Source organism: Gammaproteobacteria bacterium (genome assembly GCA_009838035.1).
Classification (GTDB): domain Bacteria; phylum Pseudomonadota; class Gammaproteobacteria; order Steroidobacterales; family Foliamicaceae; genus Foliamicus.
Genome location: VXSK01000002.1, coordinates 164,563 through 189,002 on the forward strand (window position 1 = coordinate 164,563; position 24,440 = coordinate 189,002).

At 63.8% G+C, this 24,440-nt stretch carries 19 protein-coding genes; 14 read left to right on the plus strand and 5 right to left on the minus strand.

Annotated features, from left to right (window positions below; genetic code table 11):
* Nucleotides 1–6 precede the first annotated feature (6 nt).
* On the minus strand, nucleotides 7–975 hold the full coding sequence (locus F4Y72_00760; protein ID MXZ26817.1) for an alpha/beta hydrolase: 969 nt from the start codon (nucleotides 973–975) through the stop codon (nucleotides 7–9).
* Nucleotides 976–1,069: 94 nt separating this feature from the next.
* Between F4Y72_00760 and F4Y72_00765 the strand changes: the two genes are divergently transcribed.
* The 4 genes from F4Y72_00765 to F4Y72_00780 are packed head-to-tail and all read left to right on the plus strand — an operon-like array spanning nucleotide 1,070 to nucleotide 5,630.
* Entirely contained in the window at nucleotides 1,070–2,053 is a 984-nt protein-coding gene (locus tag F4Y72_00765) for a phosphotransferase (GenBank protein ID MXZ26818.1), read from the plus strand.
* Between the two features lie 34 nt (nucleotides 2,054–2,087).
* Nucleotides 2,088–3,518 (plus strand): FAD-dependent oxidoreductase, encoded by a 1,431-nt coding sequence (locus tag F4Y72_00770; protein ID MXZ26819.1) that lies wholly within the window; start codon nucleotides 2,088–2,090, stop codon nucleotides 3,516–3,518.
* Complete coding sequence (locus tag F4Y72_00775; protein ID MXZ26820.1) at nucleotides 3,518–4,480, plus strand: alpha/beta fold hydrolase; 963 nt, start codon at nucleotides 3,518–3,520, stop codon at nucleotides 4,478–4,480. Before F4Y72_00770 ends, F4Y72_00775 begins: the two co-directional genes overlap by 1 nt.
* A 52-nt stretch (nucleotides 4,481–4,532) precedes the next feature.
* Nucleotides 4,533–5,630 (plus strand): hypothetical protein, encoded by a 1,098-nt coding sequence (locus tag F4Y72_00780; protein ID MXZ26821.1) that lies wholly within the window; start codon nucleotides 4,533–4,535, stop codon nucleotides 5,628–5,630.
* Here F4Y72_00780 and F4Y72_00785 read toward each other — a convergent pair.
* The gene (locus tag F4Y72_00785) at nucleotides 5,397–6,212 is read right to left on the minus strand and encodes an alpha/beta hydrolase (protein ID MXZ26822.1); all 816 of its coding nucleotides are present in this window, start codon (nucleotides 6,210–6,212) and stop codon (nucleotides 5,397–5,399) included. The two genes, F4Y72_00780 and F4Y72_00785, sit on opposite strands and share 234 nt — an antisense overlap.
* Before the next feature lie 52 nt (nucleotides 6,213–6,264).
* On the opposite strand from F4Y72_00785, the gene F4Y72_00790 reads away from it, so the two are divergent.
* Nucleotides 6,265–7,617: an LLM class flavin-dependent oxidoreductase gene (locus F4Y72_00790; GenBank protein MXZ26823.1), complete on the plus strand. Its 1,353-nt coding sequence runs from the start codon at nucleotides 6,265–6,267 to the stop codon at nucleotides 7,615–7,617.
* A gap of 11 nt (nucleotides 7,618–7,628) precedes the next feature.
* Here the strand turns inward: F4Y72_00790 and F4Y72_00795 are convergent, their stop codons facing one another.
* Entirely contained in the window at nucleotides 7,629–8,594 is a 966-nt protein-coding gene (locus F4Y72_00795) for an alpha/beta hydrolase (GenBank protein ID MXZ26824.1), read from the minus strand.
* Between the two features lie 65 nt (nucleotides 8,595–8,659).
* Between F4Y72_00795 and F4Y72_00800 the strand changes: the two genes are divergently transcribed.
* Entirely contained in the window at nucleotides 8,660–10,027 is a 1,368-nt protein-coding gene (locus tag F4Y72_00800) for an LLM class flavin-dependent oxidoreductase (protein MXZ26825.1), read from the plus strand.
* An 11-nt stretch (nucleotides 10,028–10,038) separates the two neighbouring features.
* Here the strand turns inward: F4Y72_00800 and F4Y72_00805 are convergent, their stop codons facing one another.
* Nucleotides 10,039–10,962 (minus strand): SDR family oxidoreductase, encoded by a 924-nt coding sequence (locus F4Y72_00805; protein MXZ26826.1) that lies wholly within the window; start codon nucleotides 10,960–10,962, stop codon nucleotides 10,039–10,041.
* Nucleotides 10,963–11,009: 47 nt separating this feature from the next.
* On the opposite strand from F4Y72_00805, the gene F4Y72_00810 reads away from it, so the two are divergent.
* The 4 genes from F4Y72_00810 to F4Y72_00825 are packed head-to-tail and all read left to right on the plus strand — an operon-like array spanning nucleotide 11,010 to nucleotide 14,666.
* Nucleotides 11,010–12,263: a hypothetical protein gene (locus F4Y72_00810; protein MXZ26827.1), complete on the plus strand. Its 1,254-nt coding sequence runs from the start codon at nucleotides 11,010–11,012 to the stop codon at nucleotides 12,261–12,263.
* Entirely contained in the window at nucleotides 12,263–13,249 is a 987-nt protein-coding gene (locus F4Y72_00815) for an aldo/keto reductase (GenBank protein ID MXZ26828.1), read from the plus strand. Before F4Y72_00810 ends, F4Y72_00815 begins: the two co-directional genes overlap by 1 nt.
* A gap of 31 nt (nucleotides 13,250–13,280) precedes the next feature.
* Nucleotides 13,281–13,997, plus strand: coding sequence for an SDR family oxidoreductase (locus F4Y72_00820; GenBank protein MXZ26829.1), 717 nt, complete (start codon nucleotides 13,281–13,283; stop codon nucleotides 13,995–13,997).
* A gap of 3 nt (nucleotides 13,998–14,000) precedes the next feature.
* Nucleotides 14,001–14,666: a hypothetical protein gene (locus F4Y72_00825; GenBank protein ID MXZ26830.1), complete on the plus strand. Its 666-nt coding sequence runs from the start codon at nucleotides 14,001–14,003 to the stop codon at nucleotides 14,664–14,666.
* A gap of 167 nt (nucleotides 14,667–14,833) precedes the next feature.
* Here F4Y72_00825 and F4Y72_00830 read toward each other — a convergent pair whose 3' ends face one another.
* Complete coding sequence (locus F4Y72_00830; GenBank protein MXZ26831.1) at nucleotides 14,834–15,877, minus strand: TGS domain-containing protein; 1,044 nt, start codon at nucleotides 15,875–15,877, stop codon at nucleotides 14,834–14,836.
* A gap of 72 nt (nucleotides 15,878–15,949) precedes the next feature.
* Here F4Y72_00830 and pyrB point away from each other — a divergent pair, with 72 nt between their 5' ends.
* The 4 genes from pyrB to F4Y72_00850 are packed head-to-tail and all read left to right on the plus strand — an operon-like array spanning nucleotide 15,950 to nucleotide 24,393.
* Nucleotides 15,950–16,936: an aspartate carbamoyltransferase gene (gene pyrB, locus F4Y72_00835; GenBank protein MXZ26832.1), complete on the plus strand. Its 987-nt coding sequence runs from the start codon at nucleotides 15,950–15,952 to the stop codon at nucleotides 16,934–16,936.
* Nucleotides 16,849–19,332 (plus strand): penicillin acylase family protein, encoded by a 2,484-nt coding sequence (locus F4Y72_00840; GenBank protein ID MXZ26833.1) that lies wholly within the window; start codon nucleotides 16,849–16,851, stop codon nucleotides 19,330–19,332. The genes pyrB and F4Y72_00840 overlap by 88 nt, the downstream gene beginning before the upstream one ends.
* On the plus strand, nucleotides 19,301–21,754 hold the full coding sequence (locus tag F4Y72_00845) for a penicillin acylase family protein (GenBank protein ID MXZ26834.1): 2,454 nt from the start codon (nucleotides 19,301–19,303) through the stop codon (nucleotides 21,752–21,754). The genes F4Y72_00840 and F4Y72_00845 overlap by 32 nt, the downstream gene beginning before the upstream one ends.
* Nucleotides 21,667–24,393 carry a hypothetical protein gene (locus F4Y72_00850; protein MXZ26835.1) on the plus strand — a complete coding sequence of 909 codons (2,727 nt, stop codon included), beginning with the start codon at nucleotides 21,667–21,669 and terminating at the stop codon, nucleotides 24,391–24,393. The genes F4Y72_00845 and F4Y72_00850 overlap by 88 nt, the downstream gene beginning before the upstream one ends.
* Nucleotides 24,394–24,440 lie beyond the last annotated feature (47 nt).

Genomic DNA, 24,440 nt, shown 5'->3' on the forward strand with positions numbered 1-24,440 from the left:
CGGTTATCAGTTGAAATCCACCGGCGTGGCTGCCTCAACGTATGCAGCGACGATCTGCGCAAACCTGATGGGGGATTCCAGGGGAGGGTAGTGGCCCACGTCCGGCATGAACACGGTCGACACCTGGGTATTCTCGAGATAGCCGGCCAGCGTGCCCGCCGCTGCCGGAATCAGCAGCGCGTCGCGGCCACCCCAGATCAGCAGCGCCGGCGCGCGCACACCGGCCATAGCCGTCCTGGCTTTCTGGTGGTCCTCGACGATTCCGATCAATGCGGTCGAATTGGCCTCGGTCACCCGTCGATTGAAATCGTAGTACTCGCGGCGTGTCTGCACGGAAATCCGCCGCGGGTCTCCACTGTAGTAATCCAGAAACGCGTTTATGAAATGTTCTGATTCGAATCCCGTTTCCCTGAATTCCTCCAGTGCTTTTGCGAATTCGGGCGTAAAGGTCATATGGTCGGTTCTGACCGGGTCCGACGGCGAGTTCGACATGATCAGCCTGTTCACCCTGTCGGGGTAGGCGGCCGCGAAATACATACAGGTCGTGCCGCCGCTGGACACGCCGACGCAGGTCACCCGATCGACGCCCAGATGGTCCAGCAACCCGGCGGTAAAACCCGCCGGTTCAAGGCGCTCCGCCGCCTCGTCCGATACCGGACCGGAAAGGCCGTGGGGCGGCAGGTCGTATCGAATCACCCGGTAGCGATCGACCAGTTCCGGCGCAATGCGGTCCCAGGTGCGCAGCGTGCTGCGCGAGCCGTGGATCATCAGAATGGCCGGGCCCTCGCCCTGGTCCTTGTAATAGACCTCGACGCCGCCGATTTCCGTGACTTGCCCATCCGGATCGGAATATGTTTGCCGCAGCGTTTCGAGGGTGAGGCGCTGATCGGCATATTCGCCGGCGATTCCGGAAAGGGGAATTGAGGATAAAAGCAGCACCAGCAGCGCGGGGGCGGGGAACAGGTTTCGGTTCATTGCGAAGACTGCTGAAGAGGTGCTTGGATTGTATGCCACAATGCAAATTCAGCGATATTCGGGCGACATCAGCCGTGAATTCCCTTTCAACGACATGAACGACTTCGCCAATGTGCGGGTTTCGCACTCGGTGCTGCACCCGGACTGGATTGCAGCGGAAGCAGTGCGGCACTACCCACTGAACGGCGCGGTCAAGGCTTACCTCTTGTACAGGGGCATGAACGACGTCTATCTGATCGAGGACCGCGAAACACGGTATGCGATGCGGGTTTGGCGGCGAGGCTGGCGCGATGTCGACGTCGTGAAAGTCGAACTCGACTTCCTTGATTACTTGCGCCGACGAGACTTCCCGGCGTCCACGCCATTGCGCACGCGCAACGGAGAGCTTTACTTCAAGGTTGGCTCACCCGAGGGAGCGCGCGCCGTCGCGATGTATTCCTGGGCCCCGGGGCAGAAATTCGGCGAGGCGCTGGACGAGCGCTCCGCCGAACGCATCGGCGCCTTGTTGGCGGAAATGCATCTGCTGGGTATCGAGTACCTCGGCGACCGGCAGCCGTCGACCGATGATGCGGTGAGTTTCATGGTCAGCCTGCCACCGCTGCTCGAATTCCTTCACGACCGGCCCGAGGATGCCGGCTATTACGAGAAGCTTGCCCCCCGGATCGTCGAGCGCCTGGAGCAGATCCCGCGGGAGACTGTCCCGCTTGGATTGTGTCACCGGGATCTTCATGCCGCCAACGTTCACGTGGAAGAGAGCGGCCGGATCACGTTTCTTGATTTTGACGGCACGGGGCAGGACTTCCTCATGCAGGATGTGAAGAATTTCACGTTCGGCAACCTGTTCTTCGATTTCCCGCCCGTGTACGGTGAGGCGTTCGAGCGAGGATACGCATCGGTACGTCCCTTCACGGCAGCGGAACTCAAGCATTCGGAGCTGTTCCTGCTGGCGAAGGCTTTTCGGCTCATCCTGGGCATGGCGCACGCTTCCGTGTCCGTCGGACGGGGAGCCCTGCGGTTTCGCAATCTGGACTGGTTCAGCGCCTATATCCGGGCCCGCGCCCGGAACGTGGGACTATAGGACCGTTTGCACGGCACCAAGCAGGAGAAATGGCGTGAGCAGCAATTTGCAATCCGGCCAATGGGACATGATCGTCGTGGGCGCCGGAACGACGGGGCTACCGGCGGCTACCTTTGCCGCGAAGCGAGGCGGGCGCGTACTGCTTGTCGAGGCGGCGGGCAAAATAGGTGGGACGCTGCACCTGAGTTCCGGGCAGGTGAGCGCCGCAGGCACACGGCTGCAGGCCGAAAAAGGCATCGAGGATTCGCCGGAACAGCACCTGGAAGAGGCGATTCGAATCAGTCGCGGCACAATCGATCCAGTGCTCGCGAGACTGAGCATATTCAACGCCGCGGAAGCCTTCGACTGGATGATGGAACTTGGCTTCGATGTGCAAGACCAATGCCCTTCGATCGAAAGCGTACATGAACGTTACAAGGTGCCGCGCTACTACTGGGGGAACAACTTCGGTCGGTCCGTTCTGGACGTGCTGGAGCAGGCGACGCGAGAACAGGAAGCTGTCGGCCGGATCAAGGTCCTGACCGGCACAAGAGTGATCGGTCTGCTGCAGAACCGTCAGGGTGTCGTGACAGGTGTCGAAATCGCCGATGGGGAGGGCAGGGAATCCTCGGTTGAAGGGAAGAACGTAGTGCTGGCAAGCGGCGGATACGCGGCCAATCCTGCGATGTTCAGGCGCTTATGCGGTTACAGGCTGTACGTGAACGGGTCCTATGAGTTCGCCCAGGGCGACGGTTACGATCTCGCGGTTGCGGCGGGCGGATACCTGCGCGGGCGCGAAAACTACCTCTCCAACTTCGGCTGGCTGCTGGAAGACGGCCCGTACCCCAAGGAGATCCTTGGCCGGCTCAATACCTTTCCCGAATCGCGTCCACCCTGGGAAATCTATGTGAACATGCACGGGCAGCGATTCGTGCGGGAAGACGAACCGAGCATAGATGCCCGCGAACACGCGCTGCTGGAACAGCCGGATTTGCGTTACTGGGTCGTTTTCGACGATCGCATCTTCCGCAAGGCGCCGCCGATCGTCTATGACTGGTCGCGTGAGCAGATGACGGCGTCGTTCAACAGACGCGAGGCTTTCCGCCAGGCCGACTGCCTGGAATCGCTCGCCCAGAGCATAGGGGTGCCCGGAAACGTCCTCGCGAATACGGTCGCGGCTTTCAATGCGTCAGTCGCAGAAGGCAGGGATGGGATGGGCCGGCGCCATTTGCCCGCACCGATCACCAGGCCGCCGTTTTATGCCATCCGCCAGCAAGGCGGATCGCTGTCCTCGACCGTGGGCGTCGCAGTCAACGAGAAGCTGCAGGTCATGCGCCCGGACGGCGCCCCGATCCCGGGGCTATACGCCGCCGGGGAGATCCTGGGTTCCGGGCAGCTACAGGGCAATGCGTTCGTTGGCGGGATGATGGTCATGCCTTGCATCGTCTTTGGCCGTTTGCTCGGAGAGCGGCTGGTGGAGTTCTGATGCGGCGCAGATCGGTCATCGGCGGCCTGGTCGGCGGCGCATTGCTCAGTCGCGGCAGGCTCATAAGCGCCGCAATGGCGGAGGGAGAAGATACGGTGACTACCGACAAGGCCCGTTACGCGGGCGTGGGAGAGAAATGGAAAGGCGCAGCAGCCCTGGCTGGCGGCAAGGGCTATGCGCAGTGCCGGCTGGGAGCCTTGCATTACCGGCACTTGCGTGCACCGTCCGGAAGCGACCTCAAGCCAACGATCCTGTTGCTGCACCAGACGCCGTTCGGCCTGGCGGAGTGGGTCGACATACAACCCATGCTGACGGAAATGAGTCATGACACGATCGCGCCGGACAATCCGGGTTACGGGATGTCGGACCCGCCGCCGGACTCCGTAACGATCGCCGATCTTGCAGACAACCTGGTCGATCTCCTCGACCATCTGGACGTGAAGCAGGTTGCGGTGGCCGGCCATCACACCGGCGCCTCCATAGCCGCTTCGTTCGCGGCGCGCCACGCCGAGCGCACGGCTTGCGTCGTGCTGCACGGCTGTCCGGTTTACGACGAGGCCGAGCGGGCGAAGCGGCTCGCGCAGGCTGCGCCGCAGATCCACCTGCGCGAGGACGGATCGCATCTGTCGGACATTTTTTCCGCCATACACTCGCGCGCGCCGTTTCCCCGCGGGCTGGCTACGGCGACCTGGGGAACGCTGGGCGCCTGGTGGGCCGGTTTCGACACACCCACATACCGCGCCGTCTTCGCCAACGACATGGCGGCGGACCTGGACAGGATTCGCACGCCCGTCCGGATCCTCACGGACCGCGGCGACAGCCTTCACGAGCAGGACAGGCAGGTCGCCGACCGGCGCGCCGACTTCAGCCTCGAAGTCTTTTCCGACGGGGGTTCCTTTTCGTTGATGCTGGATCCGCGAAAATGGGCCGAAAGGGTCGCGGCTTTTGTCTCTGCGAGCTAGCAGGCTGTCGGGCAGGGGGCTATTCGAGCGGGTACTGTTAGTCTCCCTGAATATGAATCCGAAAATAACCTCGATGCGCTGCCTGCCAATCCTTCTTTGGGCCGCGCTGCACATGTCCGGTGTTGACGCCTCGCATGAGCCGGAAGCCGCGGCTGTGAACGCTGCCGAGGAGGAGCAGGCGGCGTTTGATGTCGAGCGCGTCTACTCCAACCAAGAGGGGCTTGTGCAGCTTGCACTGGACAAGGTTCGCGCCTCCGAAGAAGGCGTGGCCGAGACCTATTTCGTAGGCTTTGGCTCGTCCGACGCGCAGGACGTCTTTGAAAATGAGGTCAAATTGGTCGAGGCGCAATTCCGGGAGCAGCTCGGGGCCGAAGGCCGAACGGCGATGCTCATCAACAGTCGCAATACCATCGATGACCTGCCACTGGCCAACGGCAGGAATCTCGCAGCGGTGCTCAGCGGAATCGGACGGAAGATGGGCCCCGAGGACCTGCTGGTCCTGCACATGACCTCACACGGCTCCAGGAAACACCGGTTCGACGTGTCCTTCAAACCGTTCCGTCTGAGGGACTTTTCCGCCGAGCGCATCGGTGAAATCGTAGATGGCGCGAATCTGCCATGGCGCGTTGTGGTCGTATCCGCCTGTTTTTCCGGAGGCTATATCGAAGCCCTGAAGTCGCCACGCACAATGGTCATAACCGCAGCAAGCGCCCGGCGGGAGTCTTTCGGCTGCGAGAACGGACGCGACTACACCTATTTCGGCGAAGCGTTCTACCGCGACAGTCTTACCGACGGAGACTACAGCGCCGCGTTCAGGCGTGCGGTCGCCCTGGTTCGCAAGCGCGAGCGGAGCAAGGGCTTCCGGCATTCCCGGCCGCAACTCTGGGTGGGTGAGGAGATCGAAGACAAGTTGCCGCTATTGCCTGAGGAAGCGCTCGATCTCCTCGACGAGATAGTCGCGCCGGAGAGTAAGGACACCGTGGGAGAAGCCCGGGATGTCGAGACGCCGTCCGTTCCTGAACAGGTGGGAGGTCTGGTGGGTCACGGCCCACAGATCGTCCTCGGGATTGAGAACAAGCACCGGTTGGCTGACTTCAGCCATGGCGCCCAGGAAATCGTAGCGATAAACGGCAACGTATCCCCACGGTAGCCGGCTGCCCAGGCGCAATGCGTCGGCCATTCCGACATGGAGTTCTTCGGCCGGTATTCCGGGGTCCGCCAGCTCGCCGATGAGCGACCAGAGTTTTTCGACATGAGCCAGCGTCCGGTCCGGCGGCGGAAAACGCTCGCTCAGCCGGTCGAGCCTCTCGGCGCGAATGTCCTCCGGGTACGCCGCCAATCCAAACAATACGCAGCGCCGAACCCGCTGCCCGTCCCGGCGCGCCATCTCCGTGGCGGTTATTGAACCCGTGTGATAGCCCATCACGTCGAAAGGCCCGGGTGCAATGATCCCGTGGCTTGCGAGGTGTTGCATAAAGTCGAACATCGCTTCGGCGTAGTCGCCGATTTCAACCGGTTCGGGCGGAGGATCGCTCATGCCGTAACCCGGCGTGTCGGGGGCAACGACCACCCTGTCCTTCGCCAGGAACGGCTGGATAGGTTCCCACTGGCGGCTATTGCTGGGTGTCTGGTGCAGGCACAGCAACGGCGGCTGCGTAGCCTCTTCGGGAGTCACGATTCGATAGTGCAGTTGGCCGTAACGGCCGGGTGCGTAGGCTTTGGTCGGACGCATCGGGATTCTCGCGTGGCATGGTACAAAGTACGAACCGTACAGGAGTTTACGCATGAATCTGCTCGCGTTCATCATGCAGACGGGCGGGCACATTGCAGGATGGCGCCACCCGCTCGCGACCGACAGCGCGCTGTGCAACGTCGACTACTTTGTTTCGTGCGCGCAAACGGCAGAGCGCGGCAAGTTTGACGCTGTCTTCTTTGCGGATTCCCTGGGATACCCGGCTTCCCGCTCGGCGGAGACTTTCGAGGGTCAGGAAACGCCGAAACTCGATCCGCTGCTGTTGCTTTCAGCCGCCGTACCCTTGACGCAGCGGGTCGGTTTGATCGGGACCGCGTCGACTACCTACAACGAGCCGTACCCCACCGCACGGCGCTTCGCGACCCTGGACCACATCAGTCGGGGCCGGGCGGGATGGAACATCGTTACCTCAACCATGGAGAACGAGGCACACAACCATGGTCTTGAACGCCACATGGGACACGCGGAACGCTATCAACGCGCAACAGAATTCGTCGATGCGGCGCGCAAGCTCTGGGACAGTTGGCAATCCGGCGCGCTCCTGGCCGACCAGGACAGCGGCCGCTACACAGACGCGTCGAGGATCAGCGCGGTCAATCACTCCGGAGAGCACTTCACGATCGCCGGCCCGCTCAACCTGCCCCGTACGCCTCAGGGACATCCGGTCCTGGTTCAGGCCGGTGCATCCGCCGATGGCAAGGCGTTCGCCGCCCGCTACGCCGAAGTCATCTTCACGTCCCATCCGGCCATCGACAGCGCAATTGGCTTTCGCCGGGAAATGCATGAAAGGGCAGCTGCCTTCGGCCGCTCAAAGGACGCCATCAAGGTCTTGCCTGCGATTACGCCGTATATCGGCCGGTCCCGTGAGGAGGCTCAAGCATTCAAACAGGAGCTGGATGAACTCATTCCGCTGCCCATTGCGCTGGAAAAGCTGGAGACGCTCCTCGGCGGATTCGATCTCACGGGTCACGATCTCGAGGGTCCATTGCCTGCGCTGCCGCCGGAGTATCTTGAGGTGCAGAGTTCCACGCGGGACCGGGTGCTGGAGGCGGCCGGGCAGGAAGGCGCCACGGTGCGCAAGCTGGCCTACCAGGTCGCAGGGGGACGAACGAGCAGCGCGGCGATCGGCACGGCGGAAGACGTCGCCGACCTGCTCTCCGAGTGGTACGAGGCCGGCGCCGCGGATGGATTCATCATCTCGCCCCCGGTCCTGGCATCCGGCCTGGAAACCTTCGTGGACCAGGTAGTTCCGATCCTGCAGGCGCGCGGCCTGTTCCGCAAGGACTATGCGGGGGAGACGCTACGCGATCATCTGGGCCTTGAAGCACCGGCAAACCGATACGAGAAGGATCCGCAACTGCGTATCAGGCCCGAGATATGGTAGCGAAGCACTAATCAATCGATGAAGTCGCTCAGAACGCGCGCCAGTGCGGCGGGTTCTTCCTGCATGGCGAACGCGCCGGAGTTCGCGATTTCCAGGAAGGTCGCGCCGGGGAGCGCGGCTTCGGCGCCGGCGCGATATTTCCCGTAGGCCCGGTCCTTTTCTCCATACGCGATAAGCGTCGGGGCCGTTACCCGGGCGAGCGTTCCGACGATATCGGTAATGGCGACGCCTCGTTCCGACGGTTGGATCCAGCGCCCGGCCGCTTTCCGGCTGGCGAGGCTTTCGACGTAGATATCGTGAGTGTCGACGATGCCGAATGTTTCGTTCAGCATGTCTTCCCGGAAGACGATCGGCAGCCCGTTTTCATCGAACAGATCGCGTTGCGCGTCGTCAATAAGGGCGCGGATTTGATCGAGGGACCGCCGTGGCGCCAACGCTGACGATACGATCGCCAGCCTGTTGATCCGCTCAGGCCAGAACGCCGCGAGGATCACGCTGACGCATCCGCCCAGCGACGTGCCTATGAGATCGACCTTGTCGATTTCAAGTTCATCGAATGCCCCGACCAGCAGGGAGGCCGACTCGCCCAGGGTCTGGACGTATGGGGGAGGCCCTTGCCACTGCGATCCGCCATGACCGGGTAGGTCGAACGCGATGACGCGCCGCTCCCGGCCCAGAATGGCCGCCACGTGCCGCCAGTCGGACAACCAGCCTCCCAGCCGGTGCAGCAGGACGACAGGCGGTTTGCCCGTGTTGTCCGGTCCCGTTGCCGCGTAATGCAGAACGCCGCCGGCGCGGCGCAGCTCGTTCCGGGATTCCCAGGGGCCCACCGGTGGCGTCACGTCCACTCCGGCCTGCGCTGCACCGGGGGCAGGGCCCGCAACGCCCAGGGCGCTTATGCCGGCCGCCAAAACGAAGTCACGTCGATTGATCATCAGATGTTCCGCCTCCCCAACAGGACGATCACGCCTGCACATGGTACGCCGGTAAATCGAACTCGCCCGGCGCGCGTTGCTGCGCGGAACGATAAACTTCGCGCACCATGTTGGACCCGCATCAGCTAATCCTGGCCGTTTTCATTCACAACAGCGGCTCCCATCCCGGCGGCTGGCGCTATCCGGAGGGAGGCCCGCTCGATCAGCACGATTTCAGCAACTTCGCCCGGCTCGCGAAGAAGGCCGAACAGGGCAAGCTCCACATCTATTTCTCGGGCGATTCAATGGGCTACCCCAACATCAAGGGCAGGGAAGCTTTCGCGGCCACCGACTATGCCGGCAAGCTCGAGCCCAGCACGTTGCTGGGCGCGCTTGCCGCGGTCACGCACCAAATCGGCCTAGTCGCAACGATGTCCACGACGTTCAACGAACCGTATGCGGTCGCCCGCCGTTTCGCGTCTCTCGACCACATTTCGGGGGGCCGCGCGGGCTGGAACGTCGTCACGTCGACGAGTTCGATCGAGGCGCGCAATTTCGGCTTCGACAGGATCATGGACCATGACCGGCGCTACGAGCGCGCCGAGGAGTTCGTCGACGTCGTCCGCCGGCTATGGGACAGTTGGGAAGACGGCGCCATCATCCGTGATGCGGCCGCGGGACGGTACTTCTCGCCCGACAGGGTCCATCAACTGGATCACGAGGGCGAGTTCTTCCGGGTCGCCGGCCCGCTGAATATTGGCCGGCCGCCCCAAGGACACCCCGCCATCGTCCAGGCGGGCGGCTCGCCGCCGGGGAGGGCGCTGGCGGCGAGGACCGCCGATCTGATATTCACCGCACAGAACAACCTGGATGACGCGCGGGCTTTCTACGACGACATGAAGCAGCGCGCCGCCGGTTTCGGCCGGGATCCTGCAAAGCTCAAGGTGATTCCCTCGGTCCAGTTCATCGTGGGGGCAACGGAACAGGAAGCCAAGCGCAAGCAGCAGGAACTGATCGAGCTGATTCCCGACGCGCTCGCCATTCAGACCTTGCAATTGCAGATTGGCGCCGACCTGTCGCATTGCTCACCCGACGACCCTTTGCCCGAGATCGCGAAAACCGAGGGCGGGCAATGGGTGCAGGAACAGATCGTGAAGATGGCGCGCGAGGACAAGCTCACGATACGCGAGCTTGCAAGACGTGTCGTCGTTTCGCGCGCAAGCCTGGTTCGAGCCGGAACGCCGGAGCAGATCGCCGATTTCTGCGAAGAATGGTTTCGCGCCGGCGCCGCGGACGGCTTCTCGATTACACCGAATTACCTGCCGGAAAACCTCGACGAATTCGTCGATGAAGTCGTGCCGATTCTGCAGGCGCGTAGGCTCTTCCGTACCGACTATGAAGGCACCACGCTGCGCGAGAACCTCGGGCTCGAACGACCCGCCAACAGCTTTTCGCTGGACCCGTCTCTCGGCACGGAACCGGAAATCTGGTCTTAAGCGCCGCCGCACTACATGATCGACGGCTCTTCCACGTGCTCCTGCAGACAGCCCCTGAAGGCCTCGTCCGGCGGAAGATCCACGTCCCAGAAGCGTGCGATCACCCTTTCCCCGGTCAACCCGTTGGTAGCGTCCGTGCATAGCCACACGGCCGGCGGCACGATGATGTCGCCGGGCAGCAGGCGGCCGCCGGCTCGCTGACCGACAACGCCCGGCACCATGGCCGGCGTGATCAACTCGGTGTCCGACGGACCGCCGGGCAAGAGGATATTCACGTCGATGCCGGTGCCTTTCAGTTCGCCCGCCCAGCAACGGTGCGCCGTTTCGAGCGCCGCCTTCGAGGATCCGTAGACGGAATTCCCGGGCCGGACCATGTTGAGCAGGCTGGTGGAAATGGAAATCACCTTGCCGAATTTCCGCTTCAGCATGTGCGGTATCACGGCTTGGGTCATGAAGAAGACGCCGAACAGGTTGGTCTCCACGATCGCGCGCAATTGCGGCTCGGTGACGTCGTGGAAGGCCGTGATCTTTGAAAGTCTGTCTCCAAACTCTCCGTAGGATCGCCCGGCGTTGTTGATCAGAACGTCGATGCGGCCGAATTCGCGAAGCGTTTCTTCCACGGTGCGGGCGCAATCCTCGGGGCGGGTAACGTCGCCGGCAACGGCAATGCACCGGCCGGCCCCTGCGATGTGCTGCGCTTTGCCCAGCACGCTCGCCAGCGTGTCGCTGTTGCGCCCGGTCAGCGTCAATCGCGCGCCGGCGCGCAGCAGTTCCTTCGCCATGAACCAGCCGAAGCCCCGGCTGCCGCCGGTGACGACGACGACGCGGTCTTTCAGCGACGGATGGTGCAAAGTCCTCAAGGCGCTCTCCGACCACGTTCCGGCCGACCCGGCATCCGCCGGCTCGCTACTTCGATTCATGTTGTCATTGCTCATGGCGCTATTATTCCCCGTTCATTCTTGACTATCGTCAGGTTCCAAGGATGCCCCAGAACAATGCTCCGGCGTCAATAGACTCCGCGATACCGACGCCGGCCGAGCTGGCAGCGGCCGCCGATTCGCTCGCTCCGCTTGTTCGCGCGAATGCCGTCCTGGCGGAGGAGTTGCGCGACCCGGTCCCCGAGGTGGTGGACGCGCTGAGAAAGGCGGGGCTGCACAAACTGTACAGACCGCGACGCTTTGGAGGCTACGGTCTTGACTGGGGACCTCATTTCACGGTGAGTGAGCGGCTCGCGCGCGAGTGCGGATCGACCGGCTGGCTGGTGTCGCTGGTCTTTTCCCACGTGATGTACCTGGGCCGGTTTCCGCTGGAAGCCCAGGAGGAGTTCTTTGCCAGCGCCGGCGACGACGCCGTGCTGGCGAGCGGCTCCGCCGGCGGCGGCGCGATTCATCGCGAGGGCTCCGACTGGCAGTTGACGGGTCGATGGGCGTTCGTCAGCGGCGTGAACGTGGCCAGTGGCGTGATGGTCACAGCCCGCGAAAACCCCGAGGGCCCGATTTCCCACTTTGCGATACTCCTGCCGGAGGAGTATCAGGTTCTGGACACCTGGCATGTCGAGGGACTTCGCGGTACCGGAAGCCATGACGTTGTGGTCGAACAGCTACTCGTTCCGGCGCGACGCGTGCTGACCATAGAAGAGTTTGCCAGCATGAATCCGCCGGGCGCCGCGATTGCGGAAAGCTACGTACACCGGGTTCGCACCTGGCCATATCAGACAAGCTGGCTCATAGGGCCGTTGCTCGGCACGGCGCGGGGGGCTATGGAGTCGTATTGCGGGCAAACTCGAGAACGTACCGGAAGGCTGTTCGGCGAACCGATCGTGTCGCAGGTGCCGGTCCAGGTCCGCATCGGGGAAGCCTGCGCAAGGCTGGACGCCGCGGAGTTGCTGTTTGAGGAAGTCATCAGGGTGCTTCATGCCGCCGGCGCGGCAGGCGAGGAGATTGCCGGCGAGCGGCTGCTGCGCCTGCGGCGTCTGATGACCTTCGGATCGCGGCTGTGCACGTCCACGGCGGATTCCCTGGCGGCCATGATGGGCGTCACGGGGCAAAAGGCGTCCAATCCCGTGCAGAGGCTGTACCGTGATTGCCGCGCCATATCCACGCATATCGAGCTCAACTGGGATCAGTCCATGGCGCCGACGGGCAAGGTTCGACTGGGCGTGCCGACCGGCGACCCGTTGATCGATGGCGACTCGACCTCAGCCAACACTTCACCCGTCCTCGGCAAGCAAATCTGATGGCGTTCTCCCCGCCGCGGGTAGCGCTCGGCTGCATGGGTTTCGGCTCCAGCCGTTGGCGGTCCTGGGTCCTCGATGAGCAGGAGTCTCTGGATATGCTCGCCCGGGCGCTGGAGCTCGGATTCACGTTTTTCGATACCGCCAACGTGTACTCCACGGGTCGCAGCGAGCGCGTGCTGGGGCGCACGTTGCGCCGGGCCGCGGCGCGCGAGCGCGTCATCGTCGCAACCAAGGTCTATTTCCCGGTCGGAGAGGGTGAGATGGGCCTTTCCGCCGGTAACGTGAAGGCGTCCTGCGAGGCGTCGCTGCGGCGATTGGGCATCGAGACCATCGATCTGCTGCAGATACACCTCTACGACGAAGAAACCCCCGTGGAAGAAACGATGGAAGCGCTTGCCCGGCTGGTGCGGGAAGGCAAGGTGCGCCACCTGGGGGCGAGCAATCTTCGCGCCTGGCAACTGGCCAAGATGAACTTCACGGCGCGGGCCAACGGCTGGCCCGAGTTCGAGTCCGTGCAGGCGCACTACAACCTTCTGTATCGCGAGGAAGAACGCGATCTCCTGCCGTTCTGCGTGGATCAGGGTATCGCTGTCTTGCCCTGGAGTCCGCTCGCGCGCGGCCGGCTGGCGCGTCCGCGGGCGCCCTTGTCCACACCGCGGGCAAGGGTGGACGACGTAGCGGACCAGTTGTATGGCGCGCCGCGCGACGAGGTGCTCGACGTGTTGGCGGAGGTGTCGGGCGAATACGGAATCAAGCCCGCCTGCGCGGCCCTGGCCTGGCTGTGGACCCGGCCGGGCGTAACAACCCCGGTGGTCGGAGTGACCCGTCTCGAACACATCGAGGATGCGCTGGCCGCGGCCGAAATGTCGCTTCCCGACGCGATGCTGAGCCGGTTGAATGCAGCCTACAGCACCCGTCCGTACATCGGGCTTCCGGAAACGGCCAGTAATCAGACCGTTCTGGAAACAATAGACTCACGTCAATAGACGCAAACCTCACTTTCATCGGGAGAAACAGATGAGCAATACCTGGTTGATCACCGGCGCCAATCGCGGCATCGGCCTTGGTTACGCAAGACAACTTCTTGCCATGGGAGAAAAAGTGATTGCGGGTGTCCGCAACCCGGACAATGCGGATTCGCTGACCGAATTGTCCAGGCAACATTCGCCCCTGCTCGACATCAATCGACTGGACATGAACGACTGGGACTCCATCGACTCCTTTGCAGGGAGTCTGGAAGAGCAGCGAATCGATTACCTGATCAACAACGCGGGCTTGTACGGCGGCAGCTGGACCGAGGACTCCCACAGGCAAAGCGTCGACAGCATGGACTACGAACTTTGGGAGGAAATAATGCGCGTCAACGTGATCGCTCAATTCCGGCTGACCCGGGCACTGGAAGGATCCCTGATGCGGAGCAACCAGCCACTGGTAGTCATGATGTCGTCAGACATGGGATCCATCGGAAACAACGACATGGGGCAGAGTTACGCTTACCGGACAAGCAAGGCCGCGCTGAACATGATCGCCATGAGTCTTGCGGTTGACCTCAGGGAACGCGGGATCCGGGTCATATCCATGGCGCCGGGCTGGACGCAAACGGCATTGGGCGGTTGGACCGCCACCTGGAGCGTTGAAGACAGCGTGGCGAAACAGATCAAGGTCATCACGGCCCTGGGGCCGGAGGACACAGGCATGTTCCTGAATCTGCATGGCGAATCCGTGCCGTGGTGACGTATGCCGGTTGACGTACTCCTCGTTATCCATATCGCCGTGCTCGGCTACTGGCTGGGGGCGGAGTTCGTCATCAACAGCGAGTTCCGCTTTGTCTGCCGGGCGGCGTCCATGCCATTCGAGGAGCGCAAGCGCCTGATGGAGCATGTCATGGACGTGGACCAGCACGTTCGCTACGCGCTGGTCCTGCAGGCCGGCCTGGGAACCGTCCTTTCGGCGCTGCTCGGCTACTTCCCCGGGGGCACGACACTGGCATGGGCAGCAGGCCTCGCCACCGTGCTGTGGCTGGCGTTCGTCGAATTCGTCCACCGCCAAAGGCACGGCGCATCTGGAAGAAAACTGGCGTTGCTGGACCGCCTGGTCCGATATGTGCTGCTTGCGGCGCTGGTGCTTGGCGGCCTTGCCGCGGTCTTCGGCGCAATGGCGCTTCAGACCTGGCTGGCATGGAAGCTCGTTCTGTTCGGCGCCGTCATCTCCTGCGGCATCGGCATCCGCTACTACATCATCCAGTTCTTCGGCATCTGGCGGCAAATCGAAGCGCATGGCTCCAACTCCTCGCGCGAGCGCGCAATCCGCAAAAACTACGCGGCCGGCACCTCGATGCTCGGCCTCCTCTGGCTCTGCATCGCCACAATCACCATCCTCTCCATCCTGAAACCCGGCACCTGAGCAACACCCAACCGCGCCAGCTAAAGCCTTTCATTCGGCCTCCTCCTCGTGGGAGCGTTGGAGCAGGGACAGCGAGAATCGAGCCAGTGAGCGCCGATGCCCCGGCGCGAACAGCGCCTCCAACGAGGAGGAGGCCGAACGAAAGGCGAGGGCTGGCAGTACGCCTTTCAGCGGTGATGCAGCTCCAGGATGTCGCCATCGTGAATGAGGTGCTTCGGACTCACCTGCTGCCCGTCATAAACCTTCTCCCCCCATATCCGCGCAAACCGCAGGCTCCCCGCAATGTCCTTGTGCACCAGCGACGCCAACTCGCTGACCGTGGCGCCATGCCGCAGCGTGAACGGCCGCCCCAGATCCGGCGGCTTGCCCGGCGTCTTGGTGTAGGCCCGCACGACACCCAGGCCCCTGAACAGGAACTCGGGTATCGCATCCAGGTTCTCCCCGGTCTCGGCTGACACGGCAATCACAGGAAAGCCGAGCTTCCCGCTTAAACCGTCCAGGCGGTTCCGATATTCGCCCAGGTCGGTCTTGTTGGCCACCAGCAGGGCAGGGAGGCGGATCCGGAACAGGTCCTCGAAAGTCTCCTGCTTGCGCGCCCGGCGCTTCCTGCGACGGCGCTTGCGCGGATCCGGTAGTCCCGGCCACTCGGAAACGAAGGTCACGCGCTTCTCGGCCATCTTGTCCAGCACGACCCCGATCTCCCCGGCACAGTCCGGCGAGGCGATATCCACGACCAGCAACGCGCCGTCGGCCGGCTGCAGGGCGGTCGCCAGCCAGGGCTGGGTGCGCTCCACCGCGACCGGGGGCAGATCGACCAACTGAAAATGGATGTCGTGATACGGCGCCATCCCCGGTATAGGCGTCTCGGTGGTATGCGGCCAGACGCCCACCGTGGACTGCGACCCAGTGAGCGCCGAATGCAATTGCGACTTGCCGGCGTTGGGCGCGCCCAGCAGCGCCACCTGGGCCGCGCCCTCGCGACGCACCGCGTGGGCGGGGCCGGAACGCGCGCCTCCCTTGCGCGGTCGGGACAGTTCGGTCGTGAGCTGCTTGATCCGGGTCTTGATGTCCGCCTGGACGTGCTCGGTGCCCTTGTGTTTCGGGATGAGCCGCAGCATCTCGCGCAGGCAGCGCAACCGGTCTTGAGGTTCCCGAGCCTCGCGAAACGCCTGCTCGGCCTTTTTGTATTCCTGCGTGACGTTGGTGGGCATGACGGCGAAAAGTTTACCCTTCGTGGCGCATCACGCGACACCGGAGCGCCATTCAACGATAATGGCGGCGCAATGGGGAGTAGCGGGTTGTTTCACGTTATCGATACCCGGCAGTTCGACCGGCCGATGCTCGACCGTCTGTGCCGTCTGGCGACCCATGTGCGGACCCTCGCGAAATCGCGATCCGGCGCGCAAACCCTGCAGCGGCTGGCGCCCAACCGGCGCGCGATGCTCTATTTCACGCAACCCTCCACACGCACCTTCCTGTCCTTCAACAGCGCCTGCCACATCCTCGGCATGCAGACCAGTGAAATCCGCAATCCTTCCATATCGTCGGAGGTGAAGGGCGAGACCTTCGAAGACAGCATCCGCACCTTCAGTTCGTATGCGGACATCATCATCATGCGCACCCCGGAAGGCGGAAAGGCCGCGCGCGCGGCCGAACTCATGGACTCCATTCCACGCCCGGTCCCGGTCATCAACGCCGGTAGCGGTCCCGACCAGCATCCCACACAGGCCTTGCTGGACATTTACACGCTGGAGCGCAGTTTCGAGAATCGCGGCGGCATCGACGGCCGGACCATCGCCATGATGGGCGACCTGCGCCGCGGCAGGACAGTCCGGTCGCTCAGCTACCTGATGAAGAACTACAGGGACGTTCGCCTGCGATTCGTCGCGCCGCCGGGTTTCGAGATCAAGCAGGACATCCTCGATCATCTCGACGAGCACGGCGTCGAGTACGCGTCCACCAGCCGGCTGGACGAAGTCCTGGACGAACTGGACGCCTTGTACGTGACTCGGCTCCAGGAGGAATACGACGAACAGAACGAATCGGAGAACGCCGATTACGCGTCCTATTCGATCGGTCCCGAACAGTTGCGGCGCTTTCCCTCCGACGCGATCATCATGCATCCGCTTCCGCGCGGGCCGGAACTCGACCCCGGCATCGACAACGATCCGCGCGTCATGTACTGGCGGCAGGAACGAAACGGTATGTGGATGCGGGTCGCGCTGTTGGCGGCAATTTTCGACCTGGACGGCGACTTGAATGTGAACTGAAAGTGATAAAGAAATTAACTATTTCATTTATCACTCTGATATCAATAGTAGTTCTGATATCTGTGGCGGCCTTGCTGTGGTTGCGCACCAGCAATATTCCGACCCGCGCGGGAACCGTGGACAAGCCGATTCCTTTGGATGTGCTGGATGCGCCGGTAACGGTCAGGCGGGACCGCTACGGGATCCCGTACATCCATGCGCAATCGCTTGCGGACGCGATCCGCGCGCAAGGCTTCGTCACCGCGCAGGACCGGCTGACCCAGATGCTCCTGACCCGCGAAGCGGTTAATGGGCGTCTGGCCGAACGGATCGGACCTCGCGGAGAAAGCAACGACCTTCGCGTGCGGGTGCTCGGAATCCGGCAACTCGCCCGCCGGTTTGCGGCCGGGCTCAAGTCGCCCAGCCGGGAAATGCACGAGTGGTATCTCGAAGGCGTCAATGCCTATATCGGCGCGCAGGAGCATGAGTTTCCGCTTGCGGTGCGCATTTCCGGGACGCCGCCGGCACCCTACACGCTGGAGGATATTTGCGCGCACTATCTTCTTCAGGCGTACGACCTTACCGAGAACTGGCGCTCCGAGTGGCTGGCCCAGCGTCTCGTGGACCGGCTGGGACGCGAGAAGGCCGCACAAATCTCCCTGGTCAGCGTAAATCCGGATGACGGCAGCCGATGGGCGTCGGATTACGCGCTCGCGCCGCGGGAACCGCTGGTGTCGATCCATGAGCAGCCGCGAATCGAGGCCAGTCCGGTGGGAGGCTCCAACAGCTGGGCAACGGCCGGATGGCGGTCGGAGCGGGGAGCGCCGATATTGGCCAACGATCCGCACCTCGACGCCCGCCGGCTTCCCGGCATCTGGTACCCCCTCGGCCTGATTACGCCCGAATGGCGGGCCGTGGGAGTGGCCGCGGCCGGATGGCCCGGCCTGGCCGTGGGGCGATCCGATTCCATCGCCTGGGGCGTTACCAATTCGGCCGCCGACACGGCCGACCTGTTCATCGAGCAGGACGATCCCGAAAACCAGGGACACTACCTGGAAGGCGAACTGTCCTTGCCGTACGAGGTGGTCAGCGAGACCGTGCGGGTACGAGACCCGGATTCTCCCGGCGGCATTCGCGAACGTACGTTCCAGGTCCGGCGCAGCCGGCGCGGGCCGGTGGTTTCCGACACCCTGATCGAGGATGCGCACGGGCGGTCCCTGTCGCTTCGCTGGAGCGTGGCCGAGAACCTCGGAAGCCAGGTGGGCGTCGATCGATTGATGCTGGCGAAGGATGTGAACGAAGCCGGCCAGGCGATCCGCGACATCGTGGGCGCTCTCAACTACAACGTGGCCGACACCCGGGGGAATATCGCCCATTTCACCTCCGGGTATATTCCCGTCCGGCTGAGAGGAGACGGCGCAATACCGCTGCCGGTAATGGGCGGGGAGGACAACTGGACCGGGTTCGTTCCCTTCGATCAGGCGCCCTCGACGATCAATCCGCAACGAGGCTGGGTGGGCAACGCCAATCACCGGACTGTCAGCGGAAGCTTCGACGGCATGTGGAGCAGCTACTCGGCCCCTTCCTGGCGCTACCGCCGCATGCTGGAACTGTTCGACAACGACCGGGTGTTCTCGGCCGAAGACCACTGGTCGGCGATCACCGATACCAAAAATACACTGGCCCGCGACCTGGTCCCGTTGTTCCTGCCGGCCCTTGATGGCGCCCCCGAGACGCAGCCTGCCGCGGACGTTTTCGGCAGCTGGGATTACTGCGACGACGCCGGGAAGGCCGCGCCCGCGCTGTTCCAGTTCATGATCCGCGCGCTCGTGAACCGGGCCTTCGCCGACGAGCTGGATACCCTGGTCTTGAGCTACGAGGGTTCTCCCTATTTCTGGCAGGAACGTGTACATTCGATGCTGAATTCTGGCGAATCGCACTGGTTCGACGACATCAATACCCCGCAAACGGAGGGCCGGGACGACCTGATCCGCGACGCGGCGCTGGATGCCTGGCGGCAGCTTGAAGCGAACCTGGGCGGGAACCCGCGCGACTGGCGCTGGGGCGATATCAGCCGGCTCAGGATTTCCAGCCCCGTCCCAATAGGCAACAGGTTCGTGAACCGTCTGTTCGGCGGCGGCGATTTCCCGCGCACCGGGTCGACGGAGACCTTGTGGGGGTCGTACGGCAGCCCGTCGTCCGGCGCCTGGGCGATCGATTCGCTACGCTTCGTGGCCGATCTCGGCGATCCGGACAAGGTACTGGCGGTCATTCCCGGCGGTGTCAGTGGACGCCTGTTCGATCCGCACCTGAACGACCAGCTGCCGTTGTGGCTGTCCGGCGAAATCAACTACTGGTGGTTCTCCGATCAGGCCATCAGCGCCAATGCGCGCAGGGAAGTCACACTGGCGCCGTGAAAATCACCCGAGGAAACCTCGAATGCTGAAAAAAATCGGAATCGCGCTCATCGCCCTGCTGCTGGTGATTGTCCTGGCTGCAGCCGCGGGTATCGCCTGGCTCAGGGAGAGCAACATCCCGGATCGGGACCGGGATGTCGGCGACGCAGCGGTCCTGGCGATGCTGGATGACGAAGTGCGCGTGAAGAGGGACCGGCAGGGAGTGCCCTATATCTACGCGGAGACGCTGGCCGACGCCTTGCGCGTACAGGGCTTCGTCACCGCCCAGGACCGTCTGTCACAAATGCTGCTGACCCGCGAGCTGATTCGCGGACGGCTGTCCGAACAGATCGGCGAGGCCGGCCTGCGCAGCGACACGCTGATTCGGGTCATGGGCCTCAGCCGCATGGGATCCCAGTGGGCGGCGCAACTCGAATCGCCCAGCCGCGAACTGCACGAATGGTTCCTCGAGGGGGTCAACGCCTACATCGCGACGCAGGCCGATGAATTTCCGCTGGCCGTGCGGATTTCCGGGGAGCCGCCGGCGCCATTCACCCTAGACGACTTTACGACGCAGTACCTGTTCCTGGCGTTCAACAGCACGGGAAACTGGCGCACGGAAGTGCTCAGCCAGGCGCTGGTCGATCACCTCGGCGCCGAAAAGGCCGCGGAAATCTCGATGCTGACCGTCAACCCCGACGACGAGAGCGAGTGGGCATCGGACTACAGCCTGGCGGAGAACAGCATGCCGGCTGGCGGACCCGCGAGTTTCCCCGAGCTGCCCGAGCCGGCGGACGGCTCGAACAGCTGGGCGACATCGGCCCGGCGATCGGCGGGCGGCGCGCCGATCGTGGCCAATGACCCGCACATTGACGTGCGCCGCCTGCCCGGCATCTGGCACCCGGTGGGCCTGATCACGCCCGAATGGCGGGCGGTGGGTACCGCCGGCGCGGGCCTGCCGGGACTGGGAGTGGGCCGATCCAGCCATGTTGCCTGGGGCATTACCAATGCCTTTTCCGATGTCGCCGACCTGTTCATCGAACGGGACGATGAGGACCGGCCCGGCCACTACCTGGAAGGAGAACAGTCCGTTCCGTACCGGATCGTGGAGGAGACCATCCGCATACGCGACCGCAATGCCCCGAGCGGGTACCGAGAGCACCCTTTGACGGTTCGCCATACGCGGCGCGGACCGGTCATATCCGATCACGGCCTGACCGGAGACGACGGCCGCGTTTATTCGCTGCGCTGGAGCATGGCCGAGAATATCGGCACGCAGGTCGGAATCGAGCGCGTCATGCTCGCGCGCGATATGTTTGAGGCCGCCGAAGTCATTGGACAGATCAACGCGCCATACAACTACACGGTGGGAGACACGAAGGGGAACATAGCGCACTACACGGCCGGCCACGTGCCGGTGCGGCGCCGGGGCGACGGTGCGCTGCCCGTTCCCGTCATGGACGCCGAGGATGACTGGCCTGCTTTCGTGCCTTTTGCGCGGGCGCCCACGTACATAAACCCGCCGCGCGGCTGGGTCGGCAACGCCAACCACCGCACAGTGAGCGGCGATTTTGACGGTCACTGGACCAGCTACGTGGCTTCTTCCTGGCGCTACCGCCGTATGCAGGAACTGTTCCACGGCGACGCTGCGCTTTCGGTTGCCGACCACTGGTCGGCGATCAACGACACGCTGAATCCCATGGCCCGCGGTCTCGTTCCGATCATGGTCCGGGCACTGGAAGCGCAACCCGAAACGCAGGCCGCCGCCGCGATGCTGGCCGACTGGGACTTTCACGACGAGCCGGAGCTGGCGGCACCCGCCCTTTTCCAGGCAACGATGGCCAGCCTGGTGCGGCGCATTTTCGAGGACGAGCTGGGCGAGGTGCTGGCCCGGCAATACGCACGCGACATCTACTACTGGCAGGAGCGCGTGTACCTGATGCTCTTGGCGGGCGAGTGGGAGTGGTTCGACGACAAGCGCACCGAGGCGGTGGAGGGCCGCGACGACCTGCTTCGCGCCGCGGCGCTCGACGCCTGGTCCGAATTGCAATCGCGACTGGGCCCCGACCCGTCCGCCTGGCGCTGGGGGGACCTGAGCCGGTTCCGGTTCAGCAATCCCTGGTTGCCCGGAGAACTGGCCGATCGTCTGCTGGGCGGCGGGGACTATCCCGGCCGCGGATCCGGTGAATCCCTGGGGCGGGCGCGTTTTCCAGGGCAGGGCAACTACGACCCGCGCATAATCGACTCGCTCAGGTTCGTCGCCGACCTCGCGGATCCCGACAAAGTCCTGGCGGTCATACCCGGCGGCGTCAGTTCGCGCCTGTTCGACCCGCACCTGAACGACCAGCTTCCCGCATGGCTGGCCGGCGACATCGGCTACTGGTGGTTCTCGGACGCCGCCATCGCCGCCGACACGCGGCAGGAAATGACGTTCAAGCCGTGAAGCATCCTGCATCACTCGCCGCGGTCCTCGCCTGGCTACTGGCGCCGGCACTGCTCGCGATCGCGCAGGATGCCGCAAGCGAACTGCCCTGCGACACCGGCCTGTACGAAATCAGCGCGGACCACGAAGGCGCGCGCGCCAATGCCTGCCGGGTCTTCAATCCACGCGGAGTGATCCTGACCATCGATCCGGAAGATCCGCCGCCGATCAATCCCAGCCCCTGGTACGGATTCCACGTGCGCGCAAAGAACGCGAACGAGCAGGGGACCCTCGTGGTAACGCTACGCTACTCCACCAGCCGGCACCGCTACGCGCCCAGGACCAGCATTGGCGGGCGGGAATGGAACCCGCTGCCGGAGCGCCAATGGCTGGTCCACGAGGACGGCCGCGCGACCATGGAACTCAAGCCCGGCGCGGAGGGGCTGTTCGTTTCGGCCCAGGAGAACCTCGGACTGGGCTTCTACGAAGAATGGCGCCGCGGCACGGCCGAGCGTTTCGATGGACTGCAGTGGCGCAGCATCGGCAAATCCAGGGGAGGGCGCCCGATTTTCGCGGCCGAGACCGCTCCCGGCGCGGCCAACTACCTGCTGTTCATCGGCCGTCAGCACCCGCCCGAGGTCCCGGGCGCCCTGATGTTCGCGGCTTTCGCCGAACGGCTGCTCGAGGACCGCTCGAGCGCCTGTGACGACCCGTCCTCGGCCAAGTGCGCCTTTTATTCCGGGCACAGCCTGGTTTTCATACCCAACCTCAATCCCGACGGCGTCGCGCTGGGCCACTGGCGGCACAACCTCGACGGGACCGACCTGAACCGCGACTGGGGGACTTTCGAGCAGCCCGAGACGCGGGCCGTACGGGACCTGGTCGACTCGCTGGAAGAGACGGGAAGCGAAATCGCGGTCATGCTGGATTTCCACTCGACCTGGAGAAATGTTTTCTATGTCCCGACCTTGAAGGATTCCACCCGCCCGCCGGCGTTCGTCACCCGCTGGCTACGCCTGGCCCGTGCAAGCGGGGACGCCTACGCGTTCGAACGGGCGCCGCGATCCTCGGAAGATACCGCGATTGCCAAGAACTACTTCTATCGCCGCTTCGGCGTCCCGGCAATCACGGTCGAAACGGGCGACGACACGCCCAGGGACGAGATCGCCGCCACCGGTCCCGTCCTGGCGGCCGCGCTGGTCGAGGTTCTGGGCGGCGGGAACGGCCCTTCGGGACGCCGACGCGGCGCGCTGTGCCCGGATTTCTTCTGCTACATGGCCGAGGCGAACAAGGCATCGCTGGTCATGCTCCTGAAGGAGAGGCTGGTGGACCGCGGGCAGGCGGAGAAAATCGCCGCTGCGATGATGCAATTGCATAGCGAGCAGGAGGCCGAAGGCGCCAAGCGAACAGCGAACTACCTTCCGTACGAGGAGCGCCTGATCGAACTGGCCGATGAGGAAGTGGCCAATCTTCATCTTGGACGCTCACGCCAGGACCTCCACGGCGTGGTGCGGCGAATGTTGATTCGCGACCAGTGGCTGGCTCTGGCGGAAGGCGCGTCGCGAGCTCGCGCCGCTCTTCTGCGCCTGGCGGAACAGGAGGCGACAACGGCTATTCCCGCCTATACGCATGGCGTTCAGGCGCAGCCCACCACGCTGGGGCACTACCTGCTGGCGTTCTCGGCCAGCCTGGAACGCGATCTGCAGCGATTCCGGGAGGGATACGCCCGTATGAACCGGAGTCCTCTGGGCGCAGCCGCGCTGGGAACTTCGGGTTTTTCCCTGGACCGTAAACGGCTTGCGGAACTGCTGGGCTTCGCCGCTCCGGTCGAGAACAGCTACGATGCCAATCTGGTTTCGTCCGGCGACCTGCGGCGGGAACTCGCCGGCATTCTGGCCCTGTCCGCCGTTCCTATTGGCCAGTTGGTCGAGAACCTGCACACCCAGTACCACAATCCCAGGCCGTGGATCCTGCTGGACGAATCCTCCGTCGCCATCAGCACGATCATGCCGCAGAAGCGCAATCCGCGGCCGCTGGACCGGGTGCGCAGCCAGGCCAGCCGGGTGCTGGGCGCCGCGCAGACGGAAATGCTTCTCGCGCACAACACCAACACCGGAATGCACGACTACCGGGACATCGCACCGGTCATGGAACTGGCGGACAAGGCAAGGCTGATGTACCGCCGCTACGAATGGCTCGTCGGACTGCTGCGAATCGACCGCGACCGAGCACTGGAAGAACTGCAGCGCGGGTATTCGACCATGACCGAAGTGGCCGACATGCTGGTCCGGGAGGCCGGCCTGCCGTTTCGCACCGCCCATGGCTACGCTTCGGCGCTGACCGACTACGGGCGAGCACACCGGCGCTCGCCAGACTCGCTGACCGACGAGGAACTGAAAAGGATCTACCGGGAAACCATAGGCGGCCGTTTGCCGGTTCCGACGGAAACGCTGCGCCGGGCAATGGATCCGGTGGCGATGCTCGCCGATCGCAGGGGTTCGGGCGGACCCCAGGCCGCCGAAGTGCAGCGAATGCTTGGCCGTCACGCGGAGTCCCTGGCCGCCGACCGGCAATGGCTGGGCAAGGCCAACGGGGATCTGCTCGCGGCATTCCTCAAACTGCACACGGCGTTTGCGGAAATTGCGCCTTCCGAACGGTAGTTTGGCGGCTGCCCGCCATCAAGCTAGAATCCGCTTCTTACCTGGGA

What these genes read in the sequence shown, in the direction of transcription:
- F4Y72_00760 (MXZ26817.1), bottom strand. Translation starts at nt 975, where the DNA reads ATGAACCGAAACCTGTTCCCCGCCCCCGCGCTGCTGGTGCTGCTTTTA.
- F4Y72_00765 (MXZ26818.1), top strand. Translation starts at nt 1,070, where the DNA reads ATGAACGACTTCGCCAATGTGCGGGTTTCGCACTCGGTGCTGCACCCG.
- F4Y72_00775 (MXZ26820.1), top strand. Translation starts at nt 3,518, where the DNA reads ATGCGGCGCAGATCGGTCATCGGCGGCCTGGTCGGCGGCGCATTGCTC.
- F4Y72_00780 (MXZ26821.1), top strand. Translation starts at nt 4,533, where the DNA reads ATGAATCCGAAAATAACCTCGATGCGCTGCCTGCCAATCCTTCTTTGG.
- F4Y72_00785 (MXZ26822.1), bottom strand. Translation starts at nt 6,212, where the DNA reads ATGCGTCCGACCAAAGCCTACGCACCCGGCCGTTACGGCCAACTGCAC.
- F4Y72_00790 (MXZ26823.1), top strand. Translation starts at nt 6,265, where the DNA reads ATGAATCTGCTCGCGTTCATCATGCAGACGGGCGGGCACATTGCAGGA.
- F4Y72_00795 (MXZ26824.1), bottom strand. Translation starts at nt 8,594, where the DNA reads ATGTGCAGGCGTGATCGTCCTGTTGGGGAGGCGGAACATCTGATGATC.
- F4Y72_00800 (MXZ26825.1), top strand. Translation starts at nt 8,660, where the DNA reads ATGTTGGACCCGCATCAGCTAATCCTGGCCGTTTTCATTCACAACAGC.
- F4Y72_00805 (MXZ26826.1), bottom strand. Translation starts at nt 10,962, where the DNA reads ATGAGCAATGACAACATGAATCGAAGTAGCGAGCCGGCGGATGCCGGG.
- F4Y72_00810 (MXZ26827.1), top strand. Translation starts at nt 11,010, where the DNA reads ATGCCCCAGAACAATGCTCCGGCGTCAATAGACTCCGCGATACCGACG.
- F4Y72_00815 (MXZ26828.1), top strand. Translation starts at nt 12,263, where the DNA reads ATGGCGTTCTCCCCGCCGCGGGTAGCGCTCGGCTGCATGGGTTTCGGC.
- F4Y72_00820 (MXZ26829.1), top strand. Translation starts at nt 13,281, where the DNA reads ATGAGCAATACCTGGTTGATCACCGGCGCCAATCGCGGCATCGGCCTT.
- F4Y72_00825 (MXZ26830.1), top strand. Translation starts at nt 14,001, where the DNA reads ATGCCGGTTGACGTACTCCTCGTTATCCATATCGCCGTGCTCGGCTAC.
- F4Y72_00830 (MXZ26831.1), bottom strand. Translation starts at nt 15,877, where the DNA reads ATGCCCACCAACGTCACGCAGGAATACAAAAAGGCCGAGCAGGCGTTT.
- pyrB (MXZ26832.1), top strand. Translation starts at nt 15,950, where the DNA reads ATGGGGAGTAGCGGGTTGTTTCACGTTATCGATACCCGGCAGTTCGAC.
- F4Y72_00845 (MXZ26834.1), top strand. Translation starts at nt 19,301, where the DNA reads ATGCGCGCAGGGAAGTCACACTGGCGCCGTGAAAATCACCCGAGGAAA.
- F4Y72_00850 (MXZ26835.1), top strand. Translation starts at nt 21,667, where the DNA reads ATGGCTGGCCGGCGACATCGGCTACTGGTGGTTCTCGGACGCCGCCAT.